This window comes from Streptomyces sp. MA5143a (assembly GCF_900290235.1).
Classification (GTDB): Bacteria; Actinomycetota; Actinomycetes; order Streptomycetales; family Streptomycetaceae; genus Streptomyces.
Window position 1 is genome coordinate 92,194 of sequence record NZ_OLMK01000029.1, and the last position, 22,973, is coordinate 115,166.

The 22,973-nt window shown below is 71.9% G+C and carries 21 protein-coding genes; 8 read left to right on the forward strand and 13 right to left on the reverse strand.

Going from position 1 to position 22,973, the window contains the following annotated elements:
* Positions 1-169: 169 nt before the first annotated feature.
* The 4 genes from SMA5143A_RS15175 to SMA5143A_RS15190 form a co-directional block, all read right to left on the reverse strand.
* Positions 170-853 (reverse strand): ABC transporter ATP-binding protein, encoded by a 684-nt coding sequence (locus tag SMA5143A_RS15175; RefSeq protein ID WP_107463447.1) that lies wholly within the window; start codon positions 851-853, stop codon positions 170-172.
* Positions 854-918: 65 nt separating this feature from the next.
* Positions 919-2,415, reverse strand: coding sequence for an ABC transporter permease (locus SMA5143A_RS15180; protein WP_107463448.1), 1,497 nt, complete (start codon positions 2,413-2,415; stop codon positions 919-921).
* Positions 2,416-2,595: 180 nt separating this feature from the next.
* A complete protein-coding gene (locus SMA5143A_RS15185) occupies positions 2,596-3,864 on the reverse strand; it encodes a L,D-transpeptidase (RefSeq protein WP_107463449.1) in 1,269 nt (422 codons plus the stop codon).
* A 220-nt stretch (positions 3,865-4,084) separates the two neighbouring features.
* The gene (locus SMA5143A_RS15190) at positions 4,085-4,429 is read right to left on the reverse strand and encodes a hypothetical protein (RefSeq protein WP_107463450.1); all 345 of its coding nucleotides are present in this window, start codon (positions 4,427-4,429) and stop codon (positions 4,085-4,087) included.
* A gap of 110 nt (positions 4,430-4,539) precedes the next feature.
* On the opposite strand from SMA5143A_RS15190, the gene SMA5143A_RS15195 reads away from it, so the two are divergent.
* Positions 4,540-4,878: a hypothetical protein gene (locus SMA5143A_RS15195; protein ID WP_181361862.1), complete on the forward strand. Its 339-nt coding sequence runs from the start codon at positions 4,540-4,542 to the stop codon at positions 4,876-4,878.
* Positions 4,879-4,968: 90 nt separating this feature from the next.
* Here the strand turns inward: SMA5143A_RS15195 and hutH are convergent, their stop codons facing one another.
* The 4 genes from hutH to SMA5143A_RS15215 all read right to left on the reverse strand — a co-directional run bounded on the left by hutH (position 4,969) and on the right by SMA5143A_RS15215 (position 9,970).
* The gene (hutH, locus tag SMA5143A_RS15200) at positions 4,969-6,507 is read right to left on the reverse strand and encodes a histidine ammonia-lyase (RefSeq protein ID WP_107463451.1); all 1,539 of its coding nucleotides are present in this window, start codon (positions 6,505-6,507) and stop codon (positions 4,969-4,971) included.
* A 435-nt stretch (positions 6,508-6,942) separates the two neighbouring features.
* Positions 6,943-8,124 (reverse strand): GGDEF domain-containing protein, encoded by a 1,182-nt coding sequence (locus SMA5143A_RS15205; RefSeq protein ID WP_107463452.1) that lies wholly within the window; start codon positions 8,122-8,124, stop codon positions 6,943-6,945.
* 96 nt (positions 8,125-8,220) lie between these two features.
* Positions 8,221-9,048, reverse strand: a complete 828-nt coding sequence (locus SMA5143A_RS15210; protein WP_107463453.1) for an enoyl-CoA hydratase/isomerase family protein — start codon at positions 9,046-9,048, stop codon at positions 8,221-8,223.
* A 406-nt stretch (positions 9,049-9,454) separates the two neighbouring features.
* Positions 9,455-9,970, reverse strand: coding sequence for a hypothetical protein (locus tag SMA5143A_RS15215; RefSeq protein ID WP_146193909.1), 516 nt, complete (start codon positions 9,968-9,970; stop codon positions 9,455-9,457).
* Here SMA5143A_RS15215 and SMA5143A_RS15220 point away from each other — a divergent pair.
* A complete protein-coding gene (locus SMA5143A_RS15220; protein ID WP_258193536.1) occupies positions 9,960-10,628 on the forward strand; it encodes a hypothetical protein in 669 nt (222 codons plus the stop codon). The two genes, SMA5143A_RS15215 and SMA5143A_RS15220, sit on opposite strands and share 11 nt — an antisense overlap.
* A gap of 228 nt (positions 10,629-10,856) precedes the next feature.
* On the opposite strand, the gene SMA5143A_RS15225 is transcribed toward SMA5143A_RS15220, so the two are convergent.
* Positions 10,857-11,993, reverse strand: a complete 1,137-nt coding sequence (locus SMA5143A_RS15225) for an adenylate/guanylate cyclase domain-containing protein (RefSeq protein ID WP_107463455.1) — start codon at positions 11,991-11,993, stop codon at positions 10,857-10,859.
* 282 nt (positions 11,994-12,275) lie between these two features.
* Positions 12,276-13,145: a biotin--[acetyl-CoA-carboxylase] ligase gene (locus SMA5143A_RS15230; protein WP_107463456.1), complete on the reverse strand. Its 870-nt coding sequence runs from the start codon at positions 13,143-13,145 to the stop codon at positions 12,276-12,278.
* 188 nt (positions 13,146-13,333) lie between these two features.
* Here SMA5143A_RS15230 and SMA5143A_RS15235 point away from each other — a divergent pair, with 188 nt between their 5' ends.
* The 4 genes from SMA5143A_RS15235 to SMA5143A_RS15250 all read left to right on the forward strand — a co-directional run bounded on the left by SMA5143A_RS15235 (position 13,334) and on the right by SMA5143A_RS15250 (position 16,032).
* The gene (locus tag SMA5143A_RS15235; protein ID WP_107463457.1) at positions 13,334-14,932 is read left to right on the forward strand and encodes an acyl-CoA carboxylase subunit beta; all 1,599 of its coding nucleotides are present in this window, start codon (positions 13,334-13,336) and stop codon (positions 14,930-14,932) included.
* A gap of 14 nt (positions 14,933-14,946) precedes the next feature.
* Positions 14,947-15,156, forward strand: coding sequence for an acyl-CoA carboxylase epsilon subunit (locus SMA5143A_RS15240; protein WP_055521845.1), 210 nt, complete (start codon positions 14,947-14,949; stop codon positions 15,154-15,156).
* A gap of 71 nt (positions 15,157-15,227) precedes the next feature.
* Positions 15,228-15,356 carry a morphogenic membrane protein MmpB gene (gene mmpB, locus SMA5143A_RS43860; RefSeq protein ID WP_107463458.1) on the forward strand — a complete coding sequence of 43 codons (129 nt, stop codon included), beginning with the start codon at positions 15,228-15,230 and terminating at the stop codon, positions 15,354-15,356.
* A 52-nt stretch (positions 15,357-15,408) separates the two neighbouring features.
* Positions 15,409-16,032: a Maf family protein gene (locus tag SMA5143A_RS15250; RefSeq protein WP_107463459.1), complete on the forward strand. Its 624-nt coding sequence runs from the start codon at positions 15,409-15,411 to the stop codon at positions 16,030-16,032.
* Between the two features lie 64 nt (positions 16,033-16,096).
* Here SMA5143A_RS15250 and SMA5143A_RS15255 read toward each other — a convergent pair whose 3' ends face one another.
* Positions 16,097-16,567, reverse strand: coding sequence for a hypothetical protein (locus SMA5143A_RS15255; RefSeq protein WP_258193537.1), 471 nt, complete (start codon positions 16,565-16,567; stop codon positions 16,097-16,099).
* A 380-nt stretch (positions 16,568-16,947) separates the two neighbouring features.
* Between SMA5143A_RS15255 and SMA5143A_RS15260 the strand changes: the two genes are divergently transcribed.
* Both SMA5143A_RS15260 and SMA5143A_RS15265 read left to right on the forward strand, forming a co-directional pair.
* Positions 16,948-18,723 (forward strand): acetyl/propionyl/methylcrotonyl-CoA carboxylase subunit alpha, encoded by a 1,776-nt coding sequence (locus tag SMA5143A_RS15260; RefSeq protein WP_107463460.1) that lies wholly within the window; start codon positions 16,948-16,950, stop codon positions 18,721-18,723.
* A 207-nt stretch (positions 18,724-18,930) separates the two neighbouring features.
* Entirely contained in the window at positions 18,931-19,494 is a 564-nt protein-coding gene (locus SMA5143A_RS15265; protein ID WP_107463461.1) for a TetR/AcrR family transcriptional regulator, read from the forward strand.
* Positions 19,495-20,205: 711 nt separating this feature from the next.
* Here the strand turns inward: SMA5143A_RS15265 and SMA5143A_RS15270 are convergent.
* On the reverse strand, positions 20,206-21,213 hold the full coding sequence (locus SMA5143A_RS15270) for a DeoR/GlpR family DNA-binding transcription regulator (protein ID WP_107463462.1): 1,008 nt from the start codon (positions 21,211-21,213) through the stop codon (positions 20,206-20,208).
* 144 nt (positions 21,214-21,357) lie between these two features.
* Positions 21,358-22,806: an NAD(P)H-quinone dehydrogenase gene (locus SMA5143A_RS15275; RefSeq protein WP_107463463.1), complete on the reverse strand. Its 1,449-nt coding sequence runs from the start codon at positions 22,804-22,806 to the stop codon at positions 21,358-21,360.
* Between the last annotated feature and the right edge of the window lie 167 nt (positions 22,807-22,973).

Consider the following 22,973-nt stretch of genomic DNA (forward strand, 5'->3'; position numbering starts at 1 on the left):
GGGGACGTATCGCACACATACGCGTCAATTTCCCCCGGTCTTCGCAGTATGACCGGGCGTCAACTCGCGTCACATACCGCGCGACTGGCGCAAAGCGGCGAAACCGAGGACACCCGCAACCGCACGCGCCCCGGTCTCCGCTCCCACGCGCCCCGCGCCAAGGCCGGTCTCACGCCCCGGCGTTCTCCTTCACGGTGATGCGCCCCTTGCGGATCGTCGCGACCCTCGGGGCCTTCCTCGCCAGTGCCGAGTCGTGCGTGACCATGACGAAGGTGAGCCCGTGCTCCTTCCACAGGCCCTCCAGCACCTCCATGATCTCGTCGCGCGTCGACTCGTCGAGATTGCCGGTGGGTTCGTCGGCCAGCAGGACCTTGGGCCGCTTCACCAGCGCGCGGGCGATCGCGACCCGCTGCTGCTGACCGCCCGAGAGCTCCGCCGGCAGATGCCCGAGCCGCTCCCCCAGCCCCACCGACTCCAGCGCCTCGGCGGCGCGTCGCCGCCGCTCGCCGGCCTTCACGCCGAGCGGTACGAGCGCCGTCTCCACGTTCTCCCGCGCGCTCAGCGTGGGGATCAGGTTGAAGCTCTGGAACACGAAACCGATGCTCTCGCTGCGCACCCGGGTGAGCCTGGCCTCCGACAGCCCGGCCAGGTCGGTGCCGTCGAGTTCGACGCTCCCGCCCGACGGCTTGTCGAGCCCGCCGAGCATCTGGAGCAGCGTGGACTTCCCGCCCCCGGTGGGCCCTTGGATGACGAGCCGGTCCCCGTCCTCGATGGTGAGGTCGACGCCGTCGAGCGCGTCGACGGTGTCCTTGCCCCGGGTGTAGCGCTTGGTCACGCCGGTGAGTACGTACATGGTGCAACTCCTGGTTGGTGTGAGGACGCGGTCGACGTGTCGCTCGGGTCGGGGACGGCGGCCTGCTACTCCACCCGCCGCAGGGCGTCGGCGGGGCGCAGCCGGGAGGCGCGCCAGCCGCCGAACGCGCCCGCGATCAGTCCGCCGGTGACGGCGAGGCCCACCGCGAGGGCGATCGTGGAGACGCTGACGGGTGCGGTGAGCGCGACGTCGAGCGCGTTCGACGCCGCCTGGCGCCCGCCGCCCGCACCGCCGGCGCCCGGGAAGCCGCCCGCGCCGGGTCCGCCGCCCGCGCCGCCGAACCCGCGTCCGGCCGCACCGACCTCCGCCTGAAGCGTCGGGCTGATCGCCGTGACGGTGTACGCCCCCGCGAGGCCCAGCGCGATGCCGAGCGCCCCGCCGACGAGGCCGTTGACCATGGCCTCGCCGACGACCTGCCGGGTCACCCGGCCCGACCTCCAGCCGAGCGCCTTGAGCGTCCCGAACTCGTGCACCCGGCGCGAGACCGCCGAGGAGGTGAGCAGTCCGGCCACCAGGAACGCGGCGGCGAGCACGGCCACCGAGAGCCACCTGCCGACGTTGGAGGCGAGGTCGGAGGCGGTGGACAGCGACCCGGACACGGTGTCGGCGAGATCGGCGGAGGTGGTGACCGTGGTCCCCGAGATGTTCTTCTGGATGGCCGACTTGACGGAGTCGATCCGCTGGGAGTCGCTCGCCTTGACGTAGATCGTGGTGACCTCGCCCTGGGAGTCGCTGAGCGTCTGGGCCTGCTTCAGCGGCATGTACAGGTCGGCCGCGGCGTCCCCGCTGTCGGGGGTGGCGATGCCGATGACCTGGTACTTCGTGGAGTCGATGGTGACGCTGTCACCGACCTTCAGCTCTTTCTCCCGCGCGTAGGAGGCGTCGGCGACGACGACCCGCGCGTCGGTCTCGGAGGTCTTGAACGTACGTCCACCGGTGATCTTCGAGGAGGTGAGGGGGCCGAGGTCCGGTTCGGTGACGTCGGTGCCGTAGACGGAGTAGTTGTCGACGTCGAACGCGGCGCCGCCGCCCTCGACGCGCCCCTGCGGCTGCCCGGAACTCCCACCGTTCTGTCCGGGCCCGCCCTGCTGTCGGCCGCCCGCGCTCTCGTCCTGCTGGAACTGGCCGCGCCGGAACTGCCCGTCGACCTTGATGACCTGGAGGCTGAGGCCGCCGACGGCCTCCGCGACGCCCTGCTGCTCGCCGACCTCGGTGACGGTCGAACTCTTCAGGGTCTGGAAGCCCTGGACGCGGACGAGGTCGCTGCTCTGCTCCTCGTCGGAGTCCTCGTCCTGTGCGTCGAACTCGAAGCGGGGGCGTTCGGCGCCGTTCTCGCCGGGCGCGGCGGCGGCCTTGGTGACGGTCATGTCCGTGCCCAGGCCGTAGAGGGACGCGAGCACCTTGTCCTGGGCCTTCTCCATGCCGGACGACACGGAGCTGACCACGATCACCAGCGCGATGCCGAGGGCGAGCCCGGAGGCGACGACGAGCGCCGCCTTTCTGCGGCGGCGCAGTTCGCGCCTCAGGTAGGTGAGAAACATGGCCGAAAGCTAGGGAGTCCACGTGACGGTGGGATAAGCCCCTCATAAGAGCGGGATGAGAACGCCGCACCCGGCCCGGAAAACGCCGAAGCCGCCCCTGGGGGCGGCTTCGATGTCAGGAGGCCGGGAGAGGGCCGGTGCCGCGTCCGGTGATCGGGGCGGCACCGCTCGGGTGGCGGGTCAGGCCGCCGAACCCGCCTTCCAGTCGGCCCAGCTCAGGTTCCAGCCGTTGAGGCCGTTGTCCGGGGCGACCGTCTTGTCGCCGGTGTTCTCGACGACGACCACGTCACCGACGATGGAGTTGTTGTAGAACCAGGCGGCCGTGGTGTCGGGGTCGTTGGCTCCCTTGGTGTCGTTCAGGCCGATGCAGCCGTGGCTGGTGTTGACGTTGCCGAAGATGGAGTCGGCGCCCCAGTAGTTGCCGTGGAGGAAGGTGCCGGACGTCGTCAGACGCAGCGCGTGCGGTACGTCCTTGATGTCGTACTCGCCCTTGCCGTCGTCGTCGGTGAAGCCGACCGTCGCGCCGTTCATCCGGGTCTCCTTGAACTTCTCGGAGATCACCATCTGGCCCTCGTACGTCTTGTTCTCGGGCGAGCCGGCGGAGATCGGGATGGTCTTGACGACCTTGCCCTCCTGCATGACCTTCATCTGCTTGGTCTTGGCGTCGACGACCGAGACCTGGTTGCGGCCGATCTTGAAGGTGACCGTCTTCTGCTGGACACCGAAGACGCCGTCCGCGCCCTCGACACCGTCGAGCGCGAGCTTCAGCGTGACGGTGGAGCCCGCCTTCCAGTAGTCCTCGGGCCGGAAGTCGAGGCGGTTCGCGTTGAACCAGTGCCCGACGACCTCCTGGCCGGAGCTGGAGGAGACGGTGATCCCCTTCTGCACGGCGGCCTTGTCGGTGATCGCCTTGTCGAAGTTGATCGAGACCGGCATGCCGACGCCGACGGTGGAGCCGTCCTCGGGCGTGAAGTTGCCGATGAAGCTGTTGGCGGGCGAGACCGTGGTGAACGCCGCGTTCTCGTGGGCCTCGCGGCCCTCGGAGTCCTCGGCGGTGGCGGTGATCTTGTAGTTGGTGGACCGCTCCAGCTGCACGCTCGGCGCCCAGCTCTTCTTGTCGGCGGATATCTCACCCTGGACGGCGGCACCGTCCGTGGTGGTCATCGTCACCTTGGTGAGCTCGCCCTTGCTCACGGTGACCTTGGCGGAGTTGTTGATGGAGGCGTTGTTCGAGCCGTCCTTCGGGGTGATCTTGATGTCGGCCTCGGAGGTCTTCTTGGCCGCCGCCTCGTCGACCTTGGACTGCGAGGAGTCCCCGCCGTCGCCGCCGGACGCGTTGTCGCCGTCGCCCCCGCTGCACGCAGAGAGCACCAGCACCCCGCCGAGCAGTGCGGACGCGACCGTCAGGCCCTTGCGCCGCTTACTGTTCGTCATCACACGCTTCTCCATCGTTGCCGAAATCCCCAAGAACCGAGAATCCCCGTAAGCACTAAAACACCACTACGGCACCGAGCCGTTCCGCTTGGCGCCCATGTGTGGGGTACGCCACTCCGCCTGGGCCGGGTCGCCAGTGACCCCGGCGGTGGTGCGCGAGTGACCAGTGCGCCCTGTGGGACGAGAGAACCCCGGGCGGCGGTTGCCGCCCGGGTCATGATTTCCCCAAGGCGCCTCAGCCGCGTCCGACTTCCTCGTCGTCCTCGCCGTCATCATCCTCGTCGAGGCCCCATTCCGGCGAATCGGGGTCGTAGTCGATGGCCTCACTGCTCCAGGAGGCCTGGGCGAGTTCGACGCCCGGCACCTCACCGACCAGGTCGAACGGGTCGATCAGATACGCGAGAGCCTCCGCTGTGTCCTCCGTCACCGCGCTCTCGGCGTGTACCCGTTCGTCGCCCGGCATATCAGGATCGTCGGCGATCCGTCGCAACGCGGCGCCGGTGACCGCCTCGACGTTCTCGACCTCCACCACCAATTCCACTCGAAGGCGGACAAACTGTGACGTCTCATCTGTAGTCATGCTTCGGAGCGTACGGCTCACACACCCCGCGACTTTCCCGCGACCCGCGACTTTCACTAGCATCGCAGTCCACGGCCAATTCGCCAGCGTCACAAGGGGATCGATATTCCGTGTCCGTCGCACGTCGCGCGTCGTCCACCGCCCGCCGATCGCTGTTGACCGCCACCGCCGCGGGGACCCTTCTGGCTGCCCTGTGGTTCGTGCCGTCGGCCAACGCGACCCAGGAGGCGCCGGACATACCGCAGGAGACGACGACCACGACCGATACGGACGGGACGACCGTCTCCGGCTCGGCCGAGGACGGGGAGTCGCCGGGTCGCACCGCCCAACTCGCCGACACGGGCAGCCCCAACACCACGCCGTACATCGTCGGCGGCACCCTCTTCCTGGGCCTCGGCGCGGGATTCGTGGCGTACTCGGTGCGCCAGGGACGCCTGGAGGCGTACTGACGCGCCCGGCACTGACACGCGTACGCAGGGGGGCACCGCCACGTCGGCGGTGCCCCCCTGCGCGTCCCGGCCGGGCACTCCCCCCTCAGGTCAGGCCAGCGGACCGGTGACCGACTCGGCGGCCGCGACCAGCCGGCCCTCGCGGACGAACGTGTCGGCGAGTGCCAGGTCGGGAGCGAGGAAACGATCCGGCCCGGGGCCCTCGACCCCGAACTTCCGTACGGCCTCGATGACCGCCCGGGTGGCCGGCGCGGGCGTGAGGCCCTCGCGCAGCTCCACGCCACGCGTCCCGGCGTAGAGCTCGACGGCGAGCACCCGGGTGAGGTTGCCGACGGCGGTGCGCAGCTTGCGGGCGGCCGACCAGCCCATGGAGACGTGGTCCTCCTGCATCGCGGAGGACGGGATCGAGTCCGCCGAGGCCGGGACGGCGAGTCGCTTCAGCTCGCTGACCAGCGCCGCCTGCGTGTACTGGGCGATCATGAGGCCCGAGTCCACACCGGCGTCGTCCGCGAGGAACGGCGGCAGCCCGTGCGAGCGGTTCTTGTCGAGCAGCCGGTCGGTGCGCCGCTCGGCGATCGACGCCAGGTCCGCGACCGCGATGGCGAGGAAGTCCAGCACGTACGCGACCGGGGCGCCGTGGAAGTTGCCGTTGGACTCGACCCGCCCGTCCGCCAGGACCACGGGATTGTCGACGGCGGACGCCAGCTCCCGCTCGGCGACGAGCCGCGCGTGGGCGAGGGTGTCCCGTCCGGCGCCGGCGACCTGCGGGGCGCAGCGCACCGAGTACGCGTCCTGCACACGCGGAGCGTCGTCCTGGTGGTGCCCGGTGAGCTCCGAACCGCGCAGCACGGCGAGCATGTTGGCGGCGGAGGCGCCCTGCCCGGGGTGCGGGCGGATGGCGTGCAGCTCGGGGGCGAGGACCTTGTCGGTGCCGAGCAGCGCCTCCAGGGAGATGGCGGCGGTGACGTCGGCCGACTTGTACAGCGTCTCCAGGTCGGCGAGCGCCATGACGAGCATGCCGAGCATGCCGTCGGTGCCGTTGAGGAGGGCGAGTCCCTCCTTCTCGCGCAGCTCGACGGGGGTGATGCCGTGCGCGGCGAGCAGCTCGGCGGCCGGCCGCACGACGCCGTCGGGGCCCTCGGCGTCGCCCTCACCCATGAGGGTGAGCGCGCAGTGCGACAGCGGCGCGAGGTCACCGGAGCAGCCGAGGGAGCCGTACTCGTGCACGACGGGGGTGATCCCGGCGTTGAGGAGGTCGGCCATCGTCCGGGCGACCTCGGGGCGCACACCGGTGTGGCCGGAGCACACCGTCTTCAGCCGCAGGAACATCAGCGCGCGGACGACCTCGCGCTCCACCGCCGGGCCCATGCCGGCCGCGTGCGAGCGGACGATGTTGCGCTGGAGCCGGCCACGCAGCTCCTGGCTGATGTGCCGGGTCGCGAGGGCTCCGAAGCCGGTGGAGACCCCGTAGACGGGATCCGGTTTGGCCGCCAGCGCGTCCACGATCCCGCGGGCCGCGGCGAGGGCCGCCAGCGCCTCCTCGGAGATCTCGACCCGGGCGCCGGCGCGCGCCACGGCGAGGACGTCGGCGGCGGTGACACCGGACGTCCCGAGGACCACCGTGTCCACAGAGTGCATATCCATATTCAGGATCGTAGGGACTGAATCGCCGAATGTCACGAGCGGAGGCCGGGTGGACTCCTTACCGGACCGGCGACTCCTGACACGATCCGCGACATTCTCGGACGAAGCAATTCGCGTAGATCAGAGAACGATCAGAGCGTTATGGGAATCCGATCAAAGAACGATCAGAAACTCACAGGTAACAGACGTATCCGGCAGGGCCGAGGGTTACGGTCATCACTACCTGACGCGTCGACGCCTCAGTGCACGCCACGTCCCCCGTGCGCGCACATGGGCGGGTCGACGCCTCGGACGACCCCAGGTCCCCACGGCCACCACTCCCCCCTGTCGGCCGTGGGGCCCCTGCGGCCCCGGCGACACGACCGGAGTCCGTAGGCGTCCCAGGGCCGCGCGCAACCTCGAACAGTCGCGCGGACCGCCCTAGGACCGGCGCCCTCGAATGCGGCGCCGGTCCCCGGGGTGAGCCGGGTCGACGGGCGCGGGCGGCCGGTCGGCGAGCCGGACGACCGGGTCCTCGCCCTCGTCGCCCTCCCGGCCCGCGACGACCGGCTCGATGGAACCGGCGGCCTTGGCCCGGTACTGCGCGGCGTCCGCGAGCCGGAACAGCCGCCGCGCCGAGCGCAGCGGCCCGATCGGGTCCCCCGTGGAAGCGACCCCGCAGGCGACCCCGTCACCGGGCTCCAAGTCGCGCGCCCGCGCGCACAGATCACCGGCGACCCGCACCACCTCGTCCGCCGAGGGCCCCACCGCGAGCAGACAGAACTCGTCGCCGCCGAGCCGCGCGGCCAGGACGTGCGGCAGCTCCGCCGCGCAGCGCGAGAGCACCGAGCCGAACCGCTCCAGCACCTGGTCGCCCACGGCGTGCCCGTAGGAGTCGTTGACCTTCTTCAGCCCGTTGAGGTCGCAGACCACCAGACTGATCACCGTGCCGTCGCGCCGGTGCGCCTCCATCGCCTCGTCCAGCCGCAGATCGACCGCGCGCCGGTTGCCGAGGCCGGTGAGGGAGTCGGTGAAGGCGAGCCGCCGGGCCTCCTCCAGCCGTTCCGACTGTGCGATCCCCGCTGCCACGACCGAGGCGAGGACCGTCGCGAACGCGGCGTCGTCGCCGTGGAAGACGGGCTCCCCGGCGGGCCGGGCCACATACAGCTCGCCCCACGCCCGGCCGTTCAGCACGACGGGCGCCACCACGCAGCAGCCCCGGCCGCGCCGGCGCAGCGCCGCCACCCGCTGATGGCAGTAGCCGCCCCGGCGCCGGTCCACGACCGGCCCGACCGCCGTCCCGGCCGCCGTCTCCACCCAGGCGTTGGGCTCACCGCCCTCCAGCCACCGCTCGTGCAGGAACTCCGCGATCTCCGGGAACTGGTGCACGGGGTACGTCTCGTCCTCCGGGAACTCCTCCTCGTCCACCGACCGGTTGCCCACGTTCACGAGCACGCGCAGCAGCCCGCGCTCCCGCTCCCACACGGACAGCGCGGCGAAACTGCCGGACAGGGCCCGGCACGCCCCGTCCGCGGCGGCCCGCCACGACTCCTGCGGCGTGTGCGCGGCGGCCATGCCCCGCGCCAACGCCACCACGGCCCTCAGCCGTCTGTCCTCACGCACGACTCCAGGCTAGGGAGCTTTGCGCCGGTTTGAGACGCTGGTGAGGCGAACAGGGGTACGGCCCGACCGCGCCCGCCGCCCGGCGGAGCCCACGGCTCACTCCCCCGGCCACTCCGGCTTGCGCTTCTCGTTGAACGCGGCCACGCCCTCCGCCCGGTCGCCCGAGAACGCCACGGAACGCCACGCCGCGTCCTCGACGTCCAGCCCGGCCCGCAGATCGAGCCCGTGGCCCAGCCGCAGCGCCCGCTTCGCGGCCCGCAGCCCCACCGGCGAGTTGGCGGCCATCCGAGCGGCCAGCGCCAACGCCTCCGTGCGGTCCTGCCCCTCCGCGACCAGTTCGTCGACCAGGCCCAGCTCCCGCGCCTCCGCGGCCTCCAGCCGTCGCGCGGTGAAGATCAGCTCGGCGGCCCGCGCGGCCCCCGCACGACGGGGCAGCAACTGCGTACCGCCGCCGCCCGGAATCACCCCCACCGACACCTCCGGCAGCCCCACCACCGCCGTGCGGTCGGCCACGATCACATCGCAGGACAGCGCCAGCTCGAACCCGCCGCCCAGCGCGAAGCCGTGCACGGCGGCGACGGTCGGCATCGGCAGCTCCAGCACCCCGGTGTACGCCGCGCGCGCGACGGGCCGCTGCCGCACCAGCTCCGCGTCACTGAAGGAGTTCCGCTCCTTCAGGTCGGCACCCACGCAGAACGCCCGCTCGTGCGTCGAGGTCACCACGACCACCCGTACGTCCCGGTCGGCGGCCAGCGCGTCGCACGCGGCGGCGATGGAGCGGGCCATGTCGGTGGACACGGCGTTCATGGCCTTCGGCCGGTCGAGGGCGAGTTCGGCGACGTACGCGTGCCGCCGTACGACCACGAACTCGCCGTACCGCCGCTCGCCGCCCGGCCCCTCTGCGACATCGACACCGACACCCATGACACCCTCCGGTTAACGCGGGTTAACTACCGTCACTCCGATCATCGCAGCCCGGCCCGCCCCGCAACACCCCGGTCCCGGCGCGGGCCCGGCGACGACGCGTTCGGCAACCGCGCACGGCAACGCGCCGGCCCGTCTCCCCGTACGAGTGACATCCGGCCCTTCTCGGGCCACATCCCCCACTTGGCCGCATAGCCTGCGCTCCGCCAGGCGCACCGGGGGGCTCGGGCGCGGAGGGAGGACGGACCATGACGACGAACACGGTGACCAGGCCGACGACACCCACGGGTGGGGGACGCCCGAACACCCCACCGACGGCGCCCCAACCGCCGACGCCACGCCCACCCGAGACCCCCACGACACAGCCCCGCAAAGCCCCGCCCTCGTCCCAGCCGCAGCCTCAGCCTCAGCCGCAACCACCGGCATCCTCACCCCGGGCGAGCACCGGCACGTGGCCCCGACCCTCGACACCCGAGGCCGCCCAGTGGCCCCCCGGCGCCTGGGCCACGACCGGCTCACCCGCCGCCCCGCATGCCTCGCCGGGCTCGCCGACGCCGCAGGCACCCCCGTCAGGGGCGGTCCGAGGCGCCTCGGCGCCCTGGACCCCATCGACCGCACCCGGACCGACCACCGCCACCACCACCACCGCCACGGCATCCTCGGCGGCGCCCACAGAGCAGACGTCATCGGGCTCGCCCAAGCCTCGAATCTCGCCGTCAGGGGCGGTTCGGGGTACCTCGGCGCCCTGGACCCCATCGACCGCACCCGGACCGACCACCGCCACCACCACCGCCGCGGCATCCTCGGCGGCGCCCACAGAGGAGACGTCATCGGGCTCGCCCAAGCCTCGAATCTCGCCGTCAGGGGCGGTTCGGGATACCTCGGCGCCCTGGGCCCCGTCGGCCGCGCCCTTGTCGTCCATCGCGATCGCTGCGGCGGACGCGTACGACGATCAGCAGGCTCCTGTCGTCCTCGCCGCCCGGCCCCGGGGGCGGCACCGGCGGCCCCGCCCCCGGAAGGTGCTGTTCGCGGTCGGGGGGATGGCTCTGGCGGCCAGTGCGCTGAGCCTGCTGCGGCTGGCCTCGGACCCGGTCTCGGGCGGCGGCGCCGCCGGTAGCGCGCCGAGGGCGGCGGACGACCTCTCGGACGAGGCGACCGGCTCCGGTGCCTCTCTGGGCGGCGTGCCCTCGGCGGAGCCGACCGCCGACGCACCCATGGGCGATACGGGCGCCCCGCCGGCGGCACCTCCGGCACCGGGTTCGGCCACCGCCGTACCGACGCCGTCGGCGACCTCGTCCGTCCCCTCCATCGGCGTCGAACTCCCCGAGAACCCGGGCGCCCGACGCACTCCCTCTGCCCGCGCCACGCTCCCGGAGACCCCGGCGGCCCCCGAGGCCCCCCGCCCCACCCAGGACACGCCCACCCGACAGCCGCCCGCCGCCAGGCAACCCGCCGCATCTGACGCACCGGACTCCGCGACCACCCCCGACGCCACGCCCGAGCCGACCCAGCCGCAGCGGCCGGGCCTGTGCGTCCCGATCGTCGGCCTGTGCGTCGACGACACACCGGTCGGCAGGTGAGAACGGCCCTCCAGGGAGACGTGCAAAGTCCTGAGCCCTCGGCCCGAGCACTCTTGGATGAACGCGGCGCCTCGCCCGGCTCTCCTCCCGGCGCCGTACCGCTCATCCGCCCGGTCGCCGGCTCGCACCCTCGGTCCTGTGTCCCTCAGCCGGAAACCCACCGCTCCGTCACCCGCGTCACCGGCGGATCGCGGCGGTCGCCCGTGTCCGGGCCGCCCGCGGTGGGGCCTACGCCTTGCCCGGTCGGCGGGTGAGGAGCCACGGCTGGACCACGCCGAGACCTCGTACGGGGCGTTGCCACATGGGCTGGAGGGCGAAGCGGTAGGTCGGTGGTTCCTCGCCCTCCTTCTCGGCGGCGGCCGCGGCCTCGGCGGCCTCCGCCTCGGACGCGGGGGCCTCACCGGCGCGGATGAGTTCCTCGGCGAACGCGGCGTCCACGAGGACCGCGTCCTTGGGCGCTATCGAGGTCAGCCGGCTCGCCAGGTTCACCGTGGAACCGAACACGTCGCCCATGCGGGTCGTGACGGTCCCGAAGGCCATGCCGACGCGCAGCTCGGGCATGGTCTCGTCGTTCGCCATGGTCTCGATCAGCCGCAGGGCGATCTCCGCGGCCACACCCGAGTCGTCGGTGGCGTAGAGGACCTCGTCGCCCAGCGTCTTGATCAGCCGGCCCCCGTTCGCGGCGACGAGATCCGCCGCCGTGGTCTCGAAGGCCTCGACGAGTTCGCCGAGTTCCTCCTCCTCCATACGGCGGGTCAGCCGGGTGAAGCCGACCAGGTCGGCGAAGCAGACCGCGAGCCGCCGGTCGACCATCTCCTCGTCGTCGGCGGCCTGCACGACCCGGCCGGTCGCGGCGGCGAGCTGGCGCCGCCAGACGTAGACGAGGAACTCCTCCAGCTCGGGCAGGAGCAGTTCGACCAGGGGGTACGTCACCTCGGTACGGGTCATGCCCGGCTCCGGCGGCTCCGTCAGCCCCTCCAGGAACGAGTCGATCTGCCACTCGGCGAGCCGCGCGGTGGTCTGACCGGTGGAACGTGCCACCTGCACGGCCATGGCCTCGCTGAGCAGTCCCGCCTCGACGAGACCGGCGAGCCGCCGCAGGGCGAGGACGTCCGCCTCGGTGAGCGCCTTGGCCTGGCCGATGTCCGCGAAGCCCATGGCCCGCCAGAACCGGGACGCCAGTTCCATGGAGACGCCCGCGCTCCGGGCCGCCTGGAAGGGGGTGTAACGACGCTCGGCTCCGAGGATGAGCCCTTCGAGCCGCAGCGCGAGCGGGTCCTCCTCGCCGCCGTCCGCGCCCTGGGGGTCCGGCGGGTCCACGCGGCCCTGCGCGTCCGTGCCGGAGCCCGTGTCCTCGACGCTCACGCCAGCTGCCCTTCCGATCTCCCGCGGTCACGTACTCGACCGGCCTCAACTCTACGGCAGGTGTGCGCCAGCTCACTCCGTGAGGTGTGGCCGACAGGGGTGCCCTCCTTGACCGTACGGCCCCGGCGTGATCGCTGCCCCCGGGAGCGGAACCCCCGAGGGCCTCACCCGCACCCCCGTCCGGCGACCCGCCTTCCGGCGGCGGGGCGGCTGGACGTCGTCAACGGGTGCCCGGACATCAGGTGCCCCACACACCCCACCGCCCCCTGCCGTCTCCTCTTCTCACACGGCACGCAGATGCACGATGTCCCCGGCACCCACCGGCTCCTGCACGCCGGCACCGGTGGCCAGCACCAGCCGCCCGTCCCCGTCGACGGCCACGGCCTCCCCGACGATCGACCGGTCACCCGGAAGCTCGGCCCGCACCTTGCGCCCGAGGGTCGCGCAGCCGGCCGCGTACGTCTCCTGAAGCCCGCTCACCGCGGGGTCGCCCCCGGCCCGCCGCCAGCGGCCGTACCAGTCCTCCAGCGCGCGCAGCACGGCCCGCAGCAGGGGATCGCGGTCGGTGGTCACGGCGCCGGCGAGGGCCAGCGACCCGGCGGTGGGCACCGGCAGCTCGTCCTCGCGGAGGCTGACGTTGACACCGATCCCGATGACGACGCCGCCGTCACCCGCGCGCTCGGCGAGGATGCCGCCGGCCTTGCGTTCCTCGCCGCCGACGGTGACCAGCACATCGTTGGGCCATTTGAGTGATGTGTCGACGCCGGCGGCCCGGGACAGCCCCGTGGCGACGGCGACCCCGGCCAGCAGCGGCAGCCAGCCCCACTGGTGGACGGGCACCTCGGTGGGCTTGAGGAGGACGGAGAAGAAGAGACCGGAGCGGGGCGGTGCCGTCCACTGCCGGTCGAGGCGGCCCCGGCCGGCCGTCTGCTCCTCGGCGACGAGGACGGCGCCCTCCTCGGCGTCCCCCCGGGCCGCGAGGTTCACCAGGTCGTGATTGGTGGAGCCGGTGCGCTGCACGACCTCCACATCGCAGTACAGGCCCCCGTGCCCGCCGTCCCGCACCAGCCCGCGGCGCAACGCGGCACCGTTGAGCGGCGGGCGGTCGAGGTCGGACCAGCGGCTGTTGTCTGAGGCATCTCGCGGCGTCATGCAACCCACCCTAGGTGTGGTAAACGCCGCACTGCCGAACCGTAGGCGCAGCACTACGCTACGGATGAGTAACCACCGCCACTTCTGAGCACGTAACGAGACAGCACACGCCGTCGCCCCGAGCACGCGCGCACCGCGAAGTTCTCACGTCCCCATGTCCCACTGAGCAGGCAGGGAGCCGCATCCCGATGTCCGAGCCGGAAGAGCCAGCGACCATCGACATCCACACGACCGCGGGGAAGCTCGCGGATCTGCAGCGCCGTATCCACGAGGCGACGCATGCCGGCTCCGAGCGCGCGGTCGAGAAGCAGCACGCCAAGGGCAAACTGACGGCCCGTGAGCGGATCGAGCTGCTCCTCGACGAGGACTCCTTCGTGGAGTTCGACGAGTTCGCCCGCCACCGCTCCACCGACTTCGGCATGGAGCACAACCGCCCCTACGGCGACGGTGTCGTCACCGGTTACGGCACGGTCGACGGCCGCCCGGTCGCCGTGTTCTCGCAGGACTTCACCGTCCTCGGCGGTTCCCTGGGCGAGGTCTTCGGCCAGAAGATCATGAAGGCGATGGACTTCGCCCTGAAGACAGGCTGCCCCGTGATCGGCATCAACGACTCCGGTGGCGCCCGCATCCAGGAGGGCGTCATGGCCCTCGGCATGTACGGCGAGATCTTCCGCCGCAACACCCACGCGTCCGGCGTGATCCCCCAGATCTCCCTGGTCGTCGGGCCCTGCGCGGGCGGAGCGGTCTACTCCCCCGCGATCACCGACTTCACGGTCATGGTCGACCAGACCTCGCACATGTTCATCACCGGCCCCGACGTCATCAAGACGGTCACCGGCGAGGACGTCGGCTTCGAGGAACTGGGCGGCGCCCGCACCCACAACGCGACCTCGGGCGTGGCCCACCACATGGCGGGCGACGAGAAGGACGCCATCGAGTACGTCAAGCAGCTCCTGTCGTACCTGCCCTCGAACAACCTCAGTGACCCCCCGGCCTTCCCCGAGCAGGCGGACCTCGCGGTCACCGACGAGGACCGCGAGCTGGACGCCCTCGTCCCGGACAGCGCGAACCAGCCGTACGACATGCACACGGTGATCGAACACGTCCTGGACGACGCCGAGTTCTTCGAGACCCAGGCCCTGTTCGCGCCGAACATCCTCACCGGCTTCGGCCGGGTCGAGGGCCACCCCGTGGGCATCGTCGCCAACCAGCCGCTTCAGTTCGCCGGCTGCCTGGACATCGACGCCTCCGAGAAGGCGGCCCGCTTCGTCCGCACCTGTGACGCCTTCAACGTCCCCGTCCTGACGTTCGTCGACGTCCCCGGCTTCCTCCCGGGCGTCGGTCAGGAGCACGAGGGCATCATCCGCCGCGGCGCCAAGCTCATCTACGCCTACGCCGAGGCCACGGTCCCGCTGATCACGGTCATCACCCGCAAGGCCTTCGGCGGCGCCTACGACGTCATGGGCTCCAAGCACCTCGGCGCCGACCTCAACCTCGCCTGGCCGACCGCCCAGATCGCCGTCATGGGCGCCCAGGGCGCGGTCAACATCCTGCACCGCCGCACCATCGCCGCCGCCTCCGACGAGGAGCGCGAGGAGGTCCGCGCCCGCCTGATCCAGGAGTACGAGGACACCCTCCTCAACCCCTACACGGCCGCCGAACGCGGTTATGTCGACGCCGTGATCACGCCCTCGGACACCCGCCGCCACATCGTCCGCGGTCTGCGGCAGCTCCGCACGAAGCGGGAGTCCCTGCCCCCGAAGAAGCACGGCAACATCCCCCTCTAGACCCGACGGGAGCCATCGTGATCAAAGTCGTACGGGGCAACCCGACCCCCGAGGAGTTGGCCGCCGCCCTGGCGGTGGTCCAGGCGCGCGCCGCGGCGGCGGCCACACAGCCGTCCGGCGCGCCCACCCCCCGGGACTCCTGGTCCGACCCGTCCCGCATCGCCGCGCACCGGCTGCCCGCGCCGGGCCCCACCTCCTGGAGCCGCAGCTACTGGCCCGGCTGAGCGGAACCGCCGCCTCAAGTTGAGTACGCGTACTCAGGCGTCCGGACCACAGCGCCCCGCACCATCGGAGCATGCTGTGGTGCGACCCTGAGAACAAGCCGCCGAAGGAACTCCGCGACACCCAGGACATGCTCCGCCGGCTCAGCATCCTCATGGCCCTGGCCATGGTCCTGGCGATGCTGGTCCTGGGCATCCTCTGAGCGACGGCCGGCGACGGCCCGGCCGCCCCGCGCCCGCCGCTACCCTGACCGCATGACCGAATCGCACCCCCGGCGCCGTCTGGTGCTCGCCTCGCAGTCCCCCGCCCGCCTCAACCTGCTCCGCCAGGCCGGCCTGGACCCCGAGGTGATCGTCAGCGGAGTGGACGAGGACGCCGTCACCGCCCCCACCCCCGCCGAGCTGGCCCTCGCCCTCGCCGAGGCCAAGGCCTCCGTCGTCGCGGCGAAGCCCGAGGTCAAGGGCGCCCTCGTCATCGGCTGCGACTCGGTGCTCGACCTGGACGGCGAAGCCCTCGGCAAGCCCGCCGACGCCGAGGAGGCCACGGCCCGCTGGAAGGCGATGCGCGGCCGCGCAGGCACCCTCCAGACCGGCCACTGCGTCTACGACACCGCCACCGGCCGCTACACCTCCGCGACCGCCTCCACGGTCGTCCACTTCGGCGAGCCCAGCGACGAGGAGATCGCCGCGTACGTCGCCTCGGGCGAACCCCTCTACGTCGCGGGCGCGTTCACCCTCGACGGCCGCTCGGCCCCGTTCATCGACGGCATCGACGGCGACCACGGCAACGTGATCGGCATCAGCCTTCCTCTGGTCCGCCGCCTGCTGGCCCAACTGGGCGTGGCCATCACCGACTTGTGGACTCCCCGAGTCCCCTAGGGCCCTTCTGACGGATCTCCGCGGCGTCGCCCACGGAGACCCATCGGAAGGGCCCAGCGGCGGCTCAGGACGCTCCGGCGGCCGGCGGCGCGACGGGCGCGGCCGGCGCGCCCTCCTCGTCCGGGCCCGGCTGCCCGGCGCCCGCCTTGCGGTCGTAGGTCATCAGGGTGAGCACCACGAGCGCCAGCACCACCATCATGAAGACGAACGCGCCCCACCCGACCAGCCCCACCGTGAGCGCGCCGAGCAGTCCGTGCACCACGGCCGCGCTGATGAGCACGACACGCCCGAGCCCGGCGGCGGGCCGGTCGCGTACCGCGACGAGCAGCGCGACGAACCCGCAGAACGCGAAGTAGAGCCCGAAGACGACACCCCCGGCCTTCGAGGACAGGGACATCGCGTCGGGGTCGAGCCCGGCGAGGGACATCTTCTGCCGGTCGACGACGGTGCCGAGGAACCACTGGAGCAGGGCGATCCCCAGCCCCTCCGCGAACAGCACGATCGCCGTGACCACCGCCACCGGTCTGCGGATCACCGCCACCCACCCACTTTCCCTGCCGCGCCGTTCCCGCCGGGGCATCGTCACCCCACGTACGTGTTCGAGACATCGCGAACGCTACTAACGGGTAAACCCGGGGACAAGGGTTCTCACGAGAGCAAAGAATCGTTGGGCCATTAGTAGGGATTCCACAAAGAAACCCAACTTGCCGCAGCGCGGCCGCACAGAGACCTTGACCACAGTAGAGGGCTAGGGTTTTCGGGTGGAGTCCTGCGTGATGCGGTACGACAAGGGATTTCGCCGGTCGAGCGAGCCTCGATTCACGCTCCGTGTGGGCAAGGTCACCATTGAGGACGGGTCGAAACGCCGTGTCGGCAGTCCCTAAACTCGGCTTGTTTCAAGGAGAGGGAGCCATCGTGCGCAAGGTGTTGATCGCCAACCGAGGCGAAATCGCTGTCCGCGTCGCCCGGGCGTGCCGGGACGCCGGGATCGCGAGCGTGGCCGTGTACGCGGATCCGGACCGGGACGCACTGCATGTGCGTGCCGCGGACGAGGCGTTCGCCCTGGGCGGTGACACCCCCGCCACCAGCTACCTGGACATCTCCAAGGTGCTCCAGGCCGCCAAGGACTCCGGAGCGGACGCGATCCATCCGGGCTACGGCTTCCTCTCGGAGAACGCGGAGTTCGCCCAGGCGGTGCTGGACGCGGGCCTGATCTGGATCGGCCCGCCGCCGCAGGCGATCCGCGACCTCGGCGACAAGGTGGCGGCCCGTCACATCGCCCAGCGCGCGGGCGCCCCGCTGGTCGCGGGCACCCCGGACCCGGTGTCGGGCGCCGACGAGGTCGTGGCGTTCGCCGAGGAGCACGGTCTGCCCATCGCCATCAAGGCGGCGTTCGGCGGCGGCGGTCGCGGTCTGAAGGTGGCCCGCACCCTCGAAGAGGTCCCCGAGCTGTACGACTCGGCGGTCCGTGAGGCGGTCGCGGCGTTCGGTCGCGGCGAGTGCTTCGTGGAGCGCTACCTGGACAAGCCGCGACACGTCGAGACCCAGTGCCTGGCGGACAAGCACGGCAACGTGGTCGTCGTCTCGACCCGTGACTGCTCGCTCCAGCGCCGCCACCAGAAGCTGGTCGAGGAGGCCCCGGCGCCGTTCCTCTCCGAGGAGCAGAACGCGGAGCTGTACCGCGCGTCGAAGGCCATCCTGAAGGAGGCCGGTTACGTCGGCGCCGGCACGGTGGAGTTCCTCGTCGGCGTGGACGGCACGATCTCCTTCCTGGAGGTCAACACCCGCCTCCAGGTCGAGCACCCGGTCACCGAGGAGGTCACCGGCATCGACCTGGTCCGTGAGATGTTCCGGATCGCCGACGGCGAGGAGCTGGGCTACGACGACCCGCCGATGCGCGGTCATTCGTTCGAGTTCCGCATCAACGGCGAGGACCCGGGCCGCAACTTCCTCCCGGCCCCCGGCACGGTCACCACGTTCACCCCGCCGTCCGGCCCCGGTGTCCGTCTGGACGCGGGTGTGGAGTCCGGCAGCGTCATCGGCCCGGCCTGGGACTCCCTCCTCGCCAAGCTGATCGTCACCGGCGCCACCCGGCAGCAGGCCCTACAGCGCGCCGCGCGTGCCCTGGAGGAGTTCCAGGTCGAGGGCATGGCCACGGCCATCCCGTTCCACCGCGCGGTGGTGAAGGACCCGGCGTTCGCTCCCGAGCTCACCGGCTCGACCGACCCGTTCACGGTCCACACCCGCTGGATCGAGACGGAGTTCGTCAACGAGATCAAGCCGTTCGCGGCTCCCGCGGACACCGCCGAGCCCGAGGACGAGACGGACCGCGAGACGATCGTCGTCGAGGTCGGCGGCAAGCGCCTGGAGGTCTCCCTCCCCGCCGCTCTCGGTATGACCCTGGCCCGCACCGGCCTGGCCGCGGGCGCCAAGCCCAAGCGCCGCGCGGCGAAGAAGTCGGGCCCCGCGGCGTCCGGCGACACCCTCGCCTCCCCGATGCAGGGCACGATCGTGAAGGTCGCCGTCGAGGAGGGCCAGGAGGTCAAGGAGGGCGACCTCATCGTGGTCCTGGAGGCCATGAAGATGGAGCAGCCCCTCAACGCCCACCGCTCCGGCACGGTCAAGGGCCTGAGCGCGGAGGTCGGCGCCTCCATCACGTCGGGCGCGGCGATCTGCGAGATCAAGGACTGAGCACCGGTACGACGAGACGACCCCCGCGGCTGTCAGGGCCGCGGGGGTCGTCTCGTCCCCGCGACAACTCACCCGGCCGCCCGAGCGACCTAGGCTGAGGAGACCCCAGCGAGGAGAGCAGGTGAGGCCACGGTGAGCACCACCCCGGCCGGGCCCCCGGCAGGAGCGCGGCCGCCTACGACCCGGCCCCCGGCGGGCGCCCGCCCGATGCGGGCCGACGCCCGCCGCAACCACGAGCGCCTCCTCACGGCGGCCCGCCTCGCCTTCGCGGCCCATGGCACGACCGCCTCGCTGGAGGACATCGCCCGCCGCGCGGACGTCGGGATCGGCACGCTGTACCGCCACTTCCCGAACCGGCAGGCCCTCCTGGGCGCGGTCTTCGAGGACGCGGTGCAGGAGCTGCTGGCCCGGGCCCGGGAGCGGCTCGACGCGCCCGAGCCGTGCGCCGCGCTGGTCAGCTGGCTGCGTGACGTCATCACTCGCGCGAGTGAATACCGGGGTCTGGCGAAGGCCTTGATGACGGTGTCGTACGCGGACTCCCGCATCGAGGAGGACGCCTCGGACCTGGCCCGGTGCTGCGCCCCGATCCGCGAGGCGGGCACCGCCCTCCTGACGCGGGCGCAGCGGGCTCACGCCGTACGGGACGACGTGTCGATCGGCGATCTGCTCCAGCTCACCCACGCGATCGCGCTGGCGGCCGAGGAAACCCCGGACGACCCGGAACTGGCCGACCGCCTACTGACCCTGACGCTGCGCGGCCTGAAGCCGTAGCGAAATGGGCGGACCGAGGCGGTGGTGAACCGCTCGGCCCGAGACGTGATGGCCCGGCGGGCCGACGGTCCGCGACCGTGGCGAACGGGCGGCCCAAGGCCGTGGTGGCCCGTCGGGCCGGAACCACGCGGCGCGAACGGCAGGCCGGAGCGGTGGTGAGGCAGCTGCCCGTGGCCGTAGTGGCCCATCGGGCCGGGACCACGCGGCGAACGGCAGGCCGGAGCGGTGGTGAGGCGGCTGCCCGTGACCGCGGTGAACCGACGGCACCCGAACCGCGCGGCGAACGGCCGGCCGGAGGAGTGGTGAACCGGTTCCCCGTGGCCGTGGTGAACCGACGGCACCCGAACCGCGCGGCGAACGGCCGGCCGGAGGAGTGGTGAACCGGTTCCCCGTGGCCGTGGTGAACCGACGGCACCCGAACCGCGCGGCGAACGGGGCGATCCCAGCTGTAGTGACCCGGTCGGCCCGAAACCGTAGTGACCGGCGGGCCGAAACCGTAGTGACCGGCGGGCCGAAACCGTAGTGACCGGCGGCCGGAACCACGGCGAACCGGTGACGCCGGACCATGGTGGACGGCGGCCCCGAACCGCGCGGCCAACGGGCGGTCCCGCGCCGTGGTGAAGCGGCAGCCCGTGGCCATGGCGAACCGGCGGTGGACGGGGGCGGCGCTCGCGTCCTCGGGGCCTGCCCGGGGCGTCGCCGCCGCCGTGTTCATCGGCGGCGCAGGTCCGCCACGCGGGCCGCTCGCTCCCTCTCCCGCTCACCGGTCGGCGGCTGCTCCCCCAGCACCGTGGCGGTGCGCAACTGGGGCGCGGTGCCGTGGACCTGGTTCCGGCGGGGGCCCGGGAGCGGCATGTCCCGGCGGGACTGGCGTGCCGGTACGGGATCGCCGCCTGTGCCACCGCCGCCCGACGCCCCGGCCACGGAGATCTGCACGCCCTGATCGGCCAGGGCCTGCAACTCGGGGACCGCGCGATCGTCGTGACCCGGCGGATCGTCGGTGACCAGTCGGGTGATCACATCGGTCGGCACCGTCTGGAACATCGTGTCGGTGCCCAGTTTGGTGTGGTCGGCGAGGACCACGACCTCGGCGGCGGCCTGGACCAGCGCCCGGTCGACCGACGCCGACAGCATGTTGGACGTGGACAGGCCGCGCTCGGCGGTCAGTCCGCTCCCGGAGAGGAAGGCCTTGGAGACACGCAGCCCCTGGAGGGACTGCTCGGCGCCGGAGCCGACCAGGGCGTAGTTGGAACCGCGCAGGGTGCCACCGGTCATCACGACTTCCACACGGTTGGCGTGGGCCAACGCCTGCGCCACCAAAAGGGAGTTGGTGACGACGGTCAGCCCGGGGACCCGCGCGAGCCGGCGTGCCAGCTCCTGCGTGGTGGTCCCCGCCCCGACCACGATGGCCTCGCCCTCTTCGACGAGGCTCGCGGCGAGGTCGGCGATGGCCGTCTTCTCGGCGGTCGCGAGATGAGACTTCTGCGGAAAGCCGGACTCCCGCGTGAACCCGCCCGGCAATACCGCACCGCCGTGCCGGCGGTCGAGGAGTCCTTCTGCCTCCAGAGCGCGCACGTCCCGCCGTACGGTCACTTCGGAGGTCTGGACGACGCGGGCGAGCTCACGGAGCGACACGGCTCCGTTGGCCCGCACCATTTCGAGGATCAATTGGCGACGTTCTGCAGCGAACACGAAACTGACAGTAACGCCAACGACCATCTGCTTTCAGCAGTTTGCGCCGAATAACAGAAGTTGTTCGCACCCTGGGGCGAGGAGTGATATAGGGGCCATCCGGGACGTAAACGCAACGGGCCCGGACCGCCGACCGGCCCGGACCCGCCCTCCTACCGCCCTCTGACCTCGTCAGACGGCGCCGCCCGCCTTGCGGGTGTGGAGCTGGCGGGCGACCTCGGCGATCGAGCCCGACAGGGACGGGTACACGGTGAACGCCTTCGCGATCTGTTCGACGGTCAGGTTGTTGTCGACCGCGATCGAGATGGGGTGAATCAGTTCCGAGGCGCGCGGGGAGACCACGACGCCGCCGACGACGATGCCGGTGCCCGGCCGACAGAAGATCTTGACGAAGCCGTCGCGGATGCCCTGCATCTTCGCGCGCGGGTTGCGCAGCAGCGGCAGCTTCACTCCGACGGCGTCGATGATCCCGGCGTCGAGGTCGGCCTGGGTGTAGCCGACGGTGGCGATCTCGGGGTCGGTGAAGACGTTGGAGGACACGGTCTTCAGGTTCAGCGGGGCCACCGCGTCGCCGAGGAAGTGGTACATGGCGATACGGCCCTGCATGGCGGCCACGGAGGCGAGGGCGAACACGCCGGTGACGTCACCGGCGGCGTACACACCGGGGGCCGAGGTCCGCGAGACCTTGTCGGTCCAGATGTGCCCGGAGTCCTTGAGCTTGACCCCGGCCTCCTCCAGGCCCATGCCGGCGCTGTTCGGGATGGCGCCGACGGCCATCAGGCAGTGGGTGCCGCTGATGACGCGCCCGTCCGCGAGGGTCACCTCGACGCGGTCGCCGACCCGCTTGGCGGACTCGGCACGGGAGCGCGCCATGACGTTCATGCCGCGCCGCCGGAACACGTCCTCCAGGACGGCGGCGGCGTCGGGGTCCTCGCCCGGCAGCACGCGGTCACGGCTGGACACGAGGGTGACGCGTGAGCCGAGCGCCTGGTAGGCACCGGCGAACTCGGCGCCCGTCACACCGGACCCGACCACGATCAGCTCTTCGGGCAGCTCGTCGAGGTCGTACACCTGCGTCCAGTTGAGGATCCGCTCCCCGTCGGGCTGCGCGTCGGGCAGCTCACGCGGGTGGCCGCCGGTGGCGATGAGGACGGCGTCGGCGACCAGGGTCTCCTCGGACCCGTCCGCAGCCTTGACGACGACCTTGCGCGACCCGTCCAGATCCTGCTGGCCCTCCAGCCGCCCGCGCCCGCGCATGACCCGCGCGCCGGCGCGAGTCACGGAGGCGGTGATGTCATGCGACTGCGCCAGCGCGAGCCGCTTCACACGCCGGTTGACCTTGCCGAGGTCCACCCCGACGACACGCGCGGGCGTGTCGATGTAGGGGGTGTCGTCGGCGACGATGATGCCCAGCTCCTCGTACGACGAGTCGAAGGTGGTCATCACCTCGGCGGTCGCGATGAGCGTCTTCGACGGCACGCAGTCGGTCAGCACCGACGCCCCGCCCAGACCGTCGCAGTCCACGACGGTCACCTCCGCACCGAGCTGCGCGGCCACCAGCGCCGCCTCATAGCCGCCGGGTCCGCCACCGATGATCACGATCCGAGTCACGTACCCCATTCTCCCGCACGATCCCGAATCCGGCGGAGCCGGGGTCCACGGGCCACGACGACGAAGGGGGAGCGGCTTGCGGGCCTGCGGGAACAGCGGGGGAGGCAGGGACCGAGGGGACGGGTGAAGGGGCCGAGCACCTGCCGGTCAGGGCTGAGAGGAGGAGGGACCGAGGG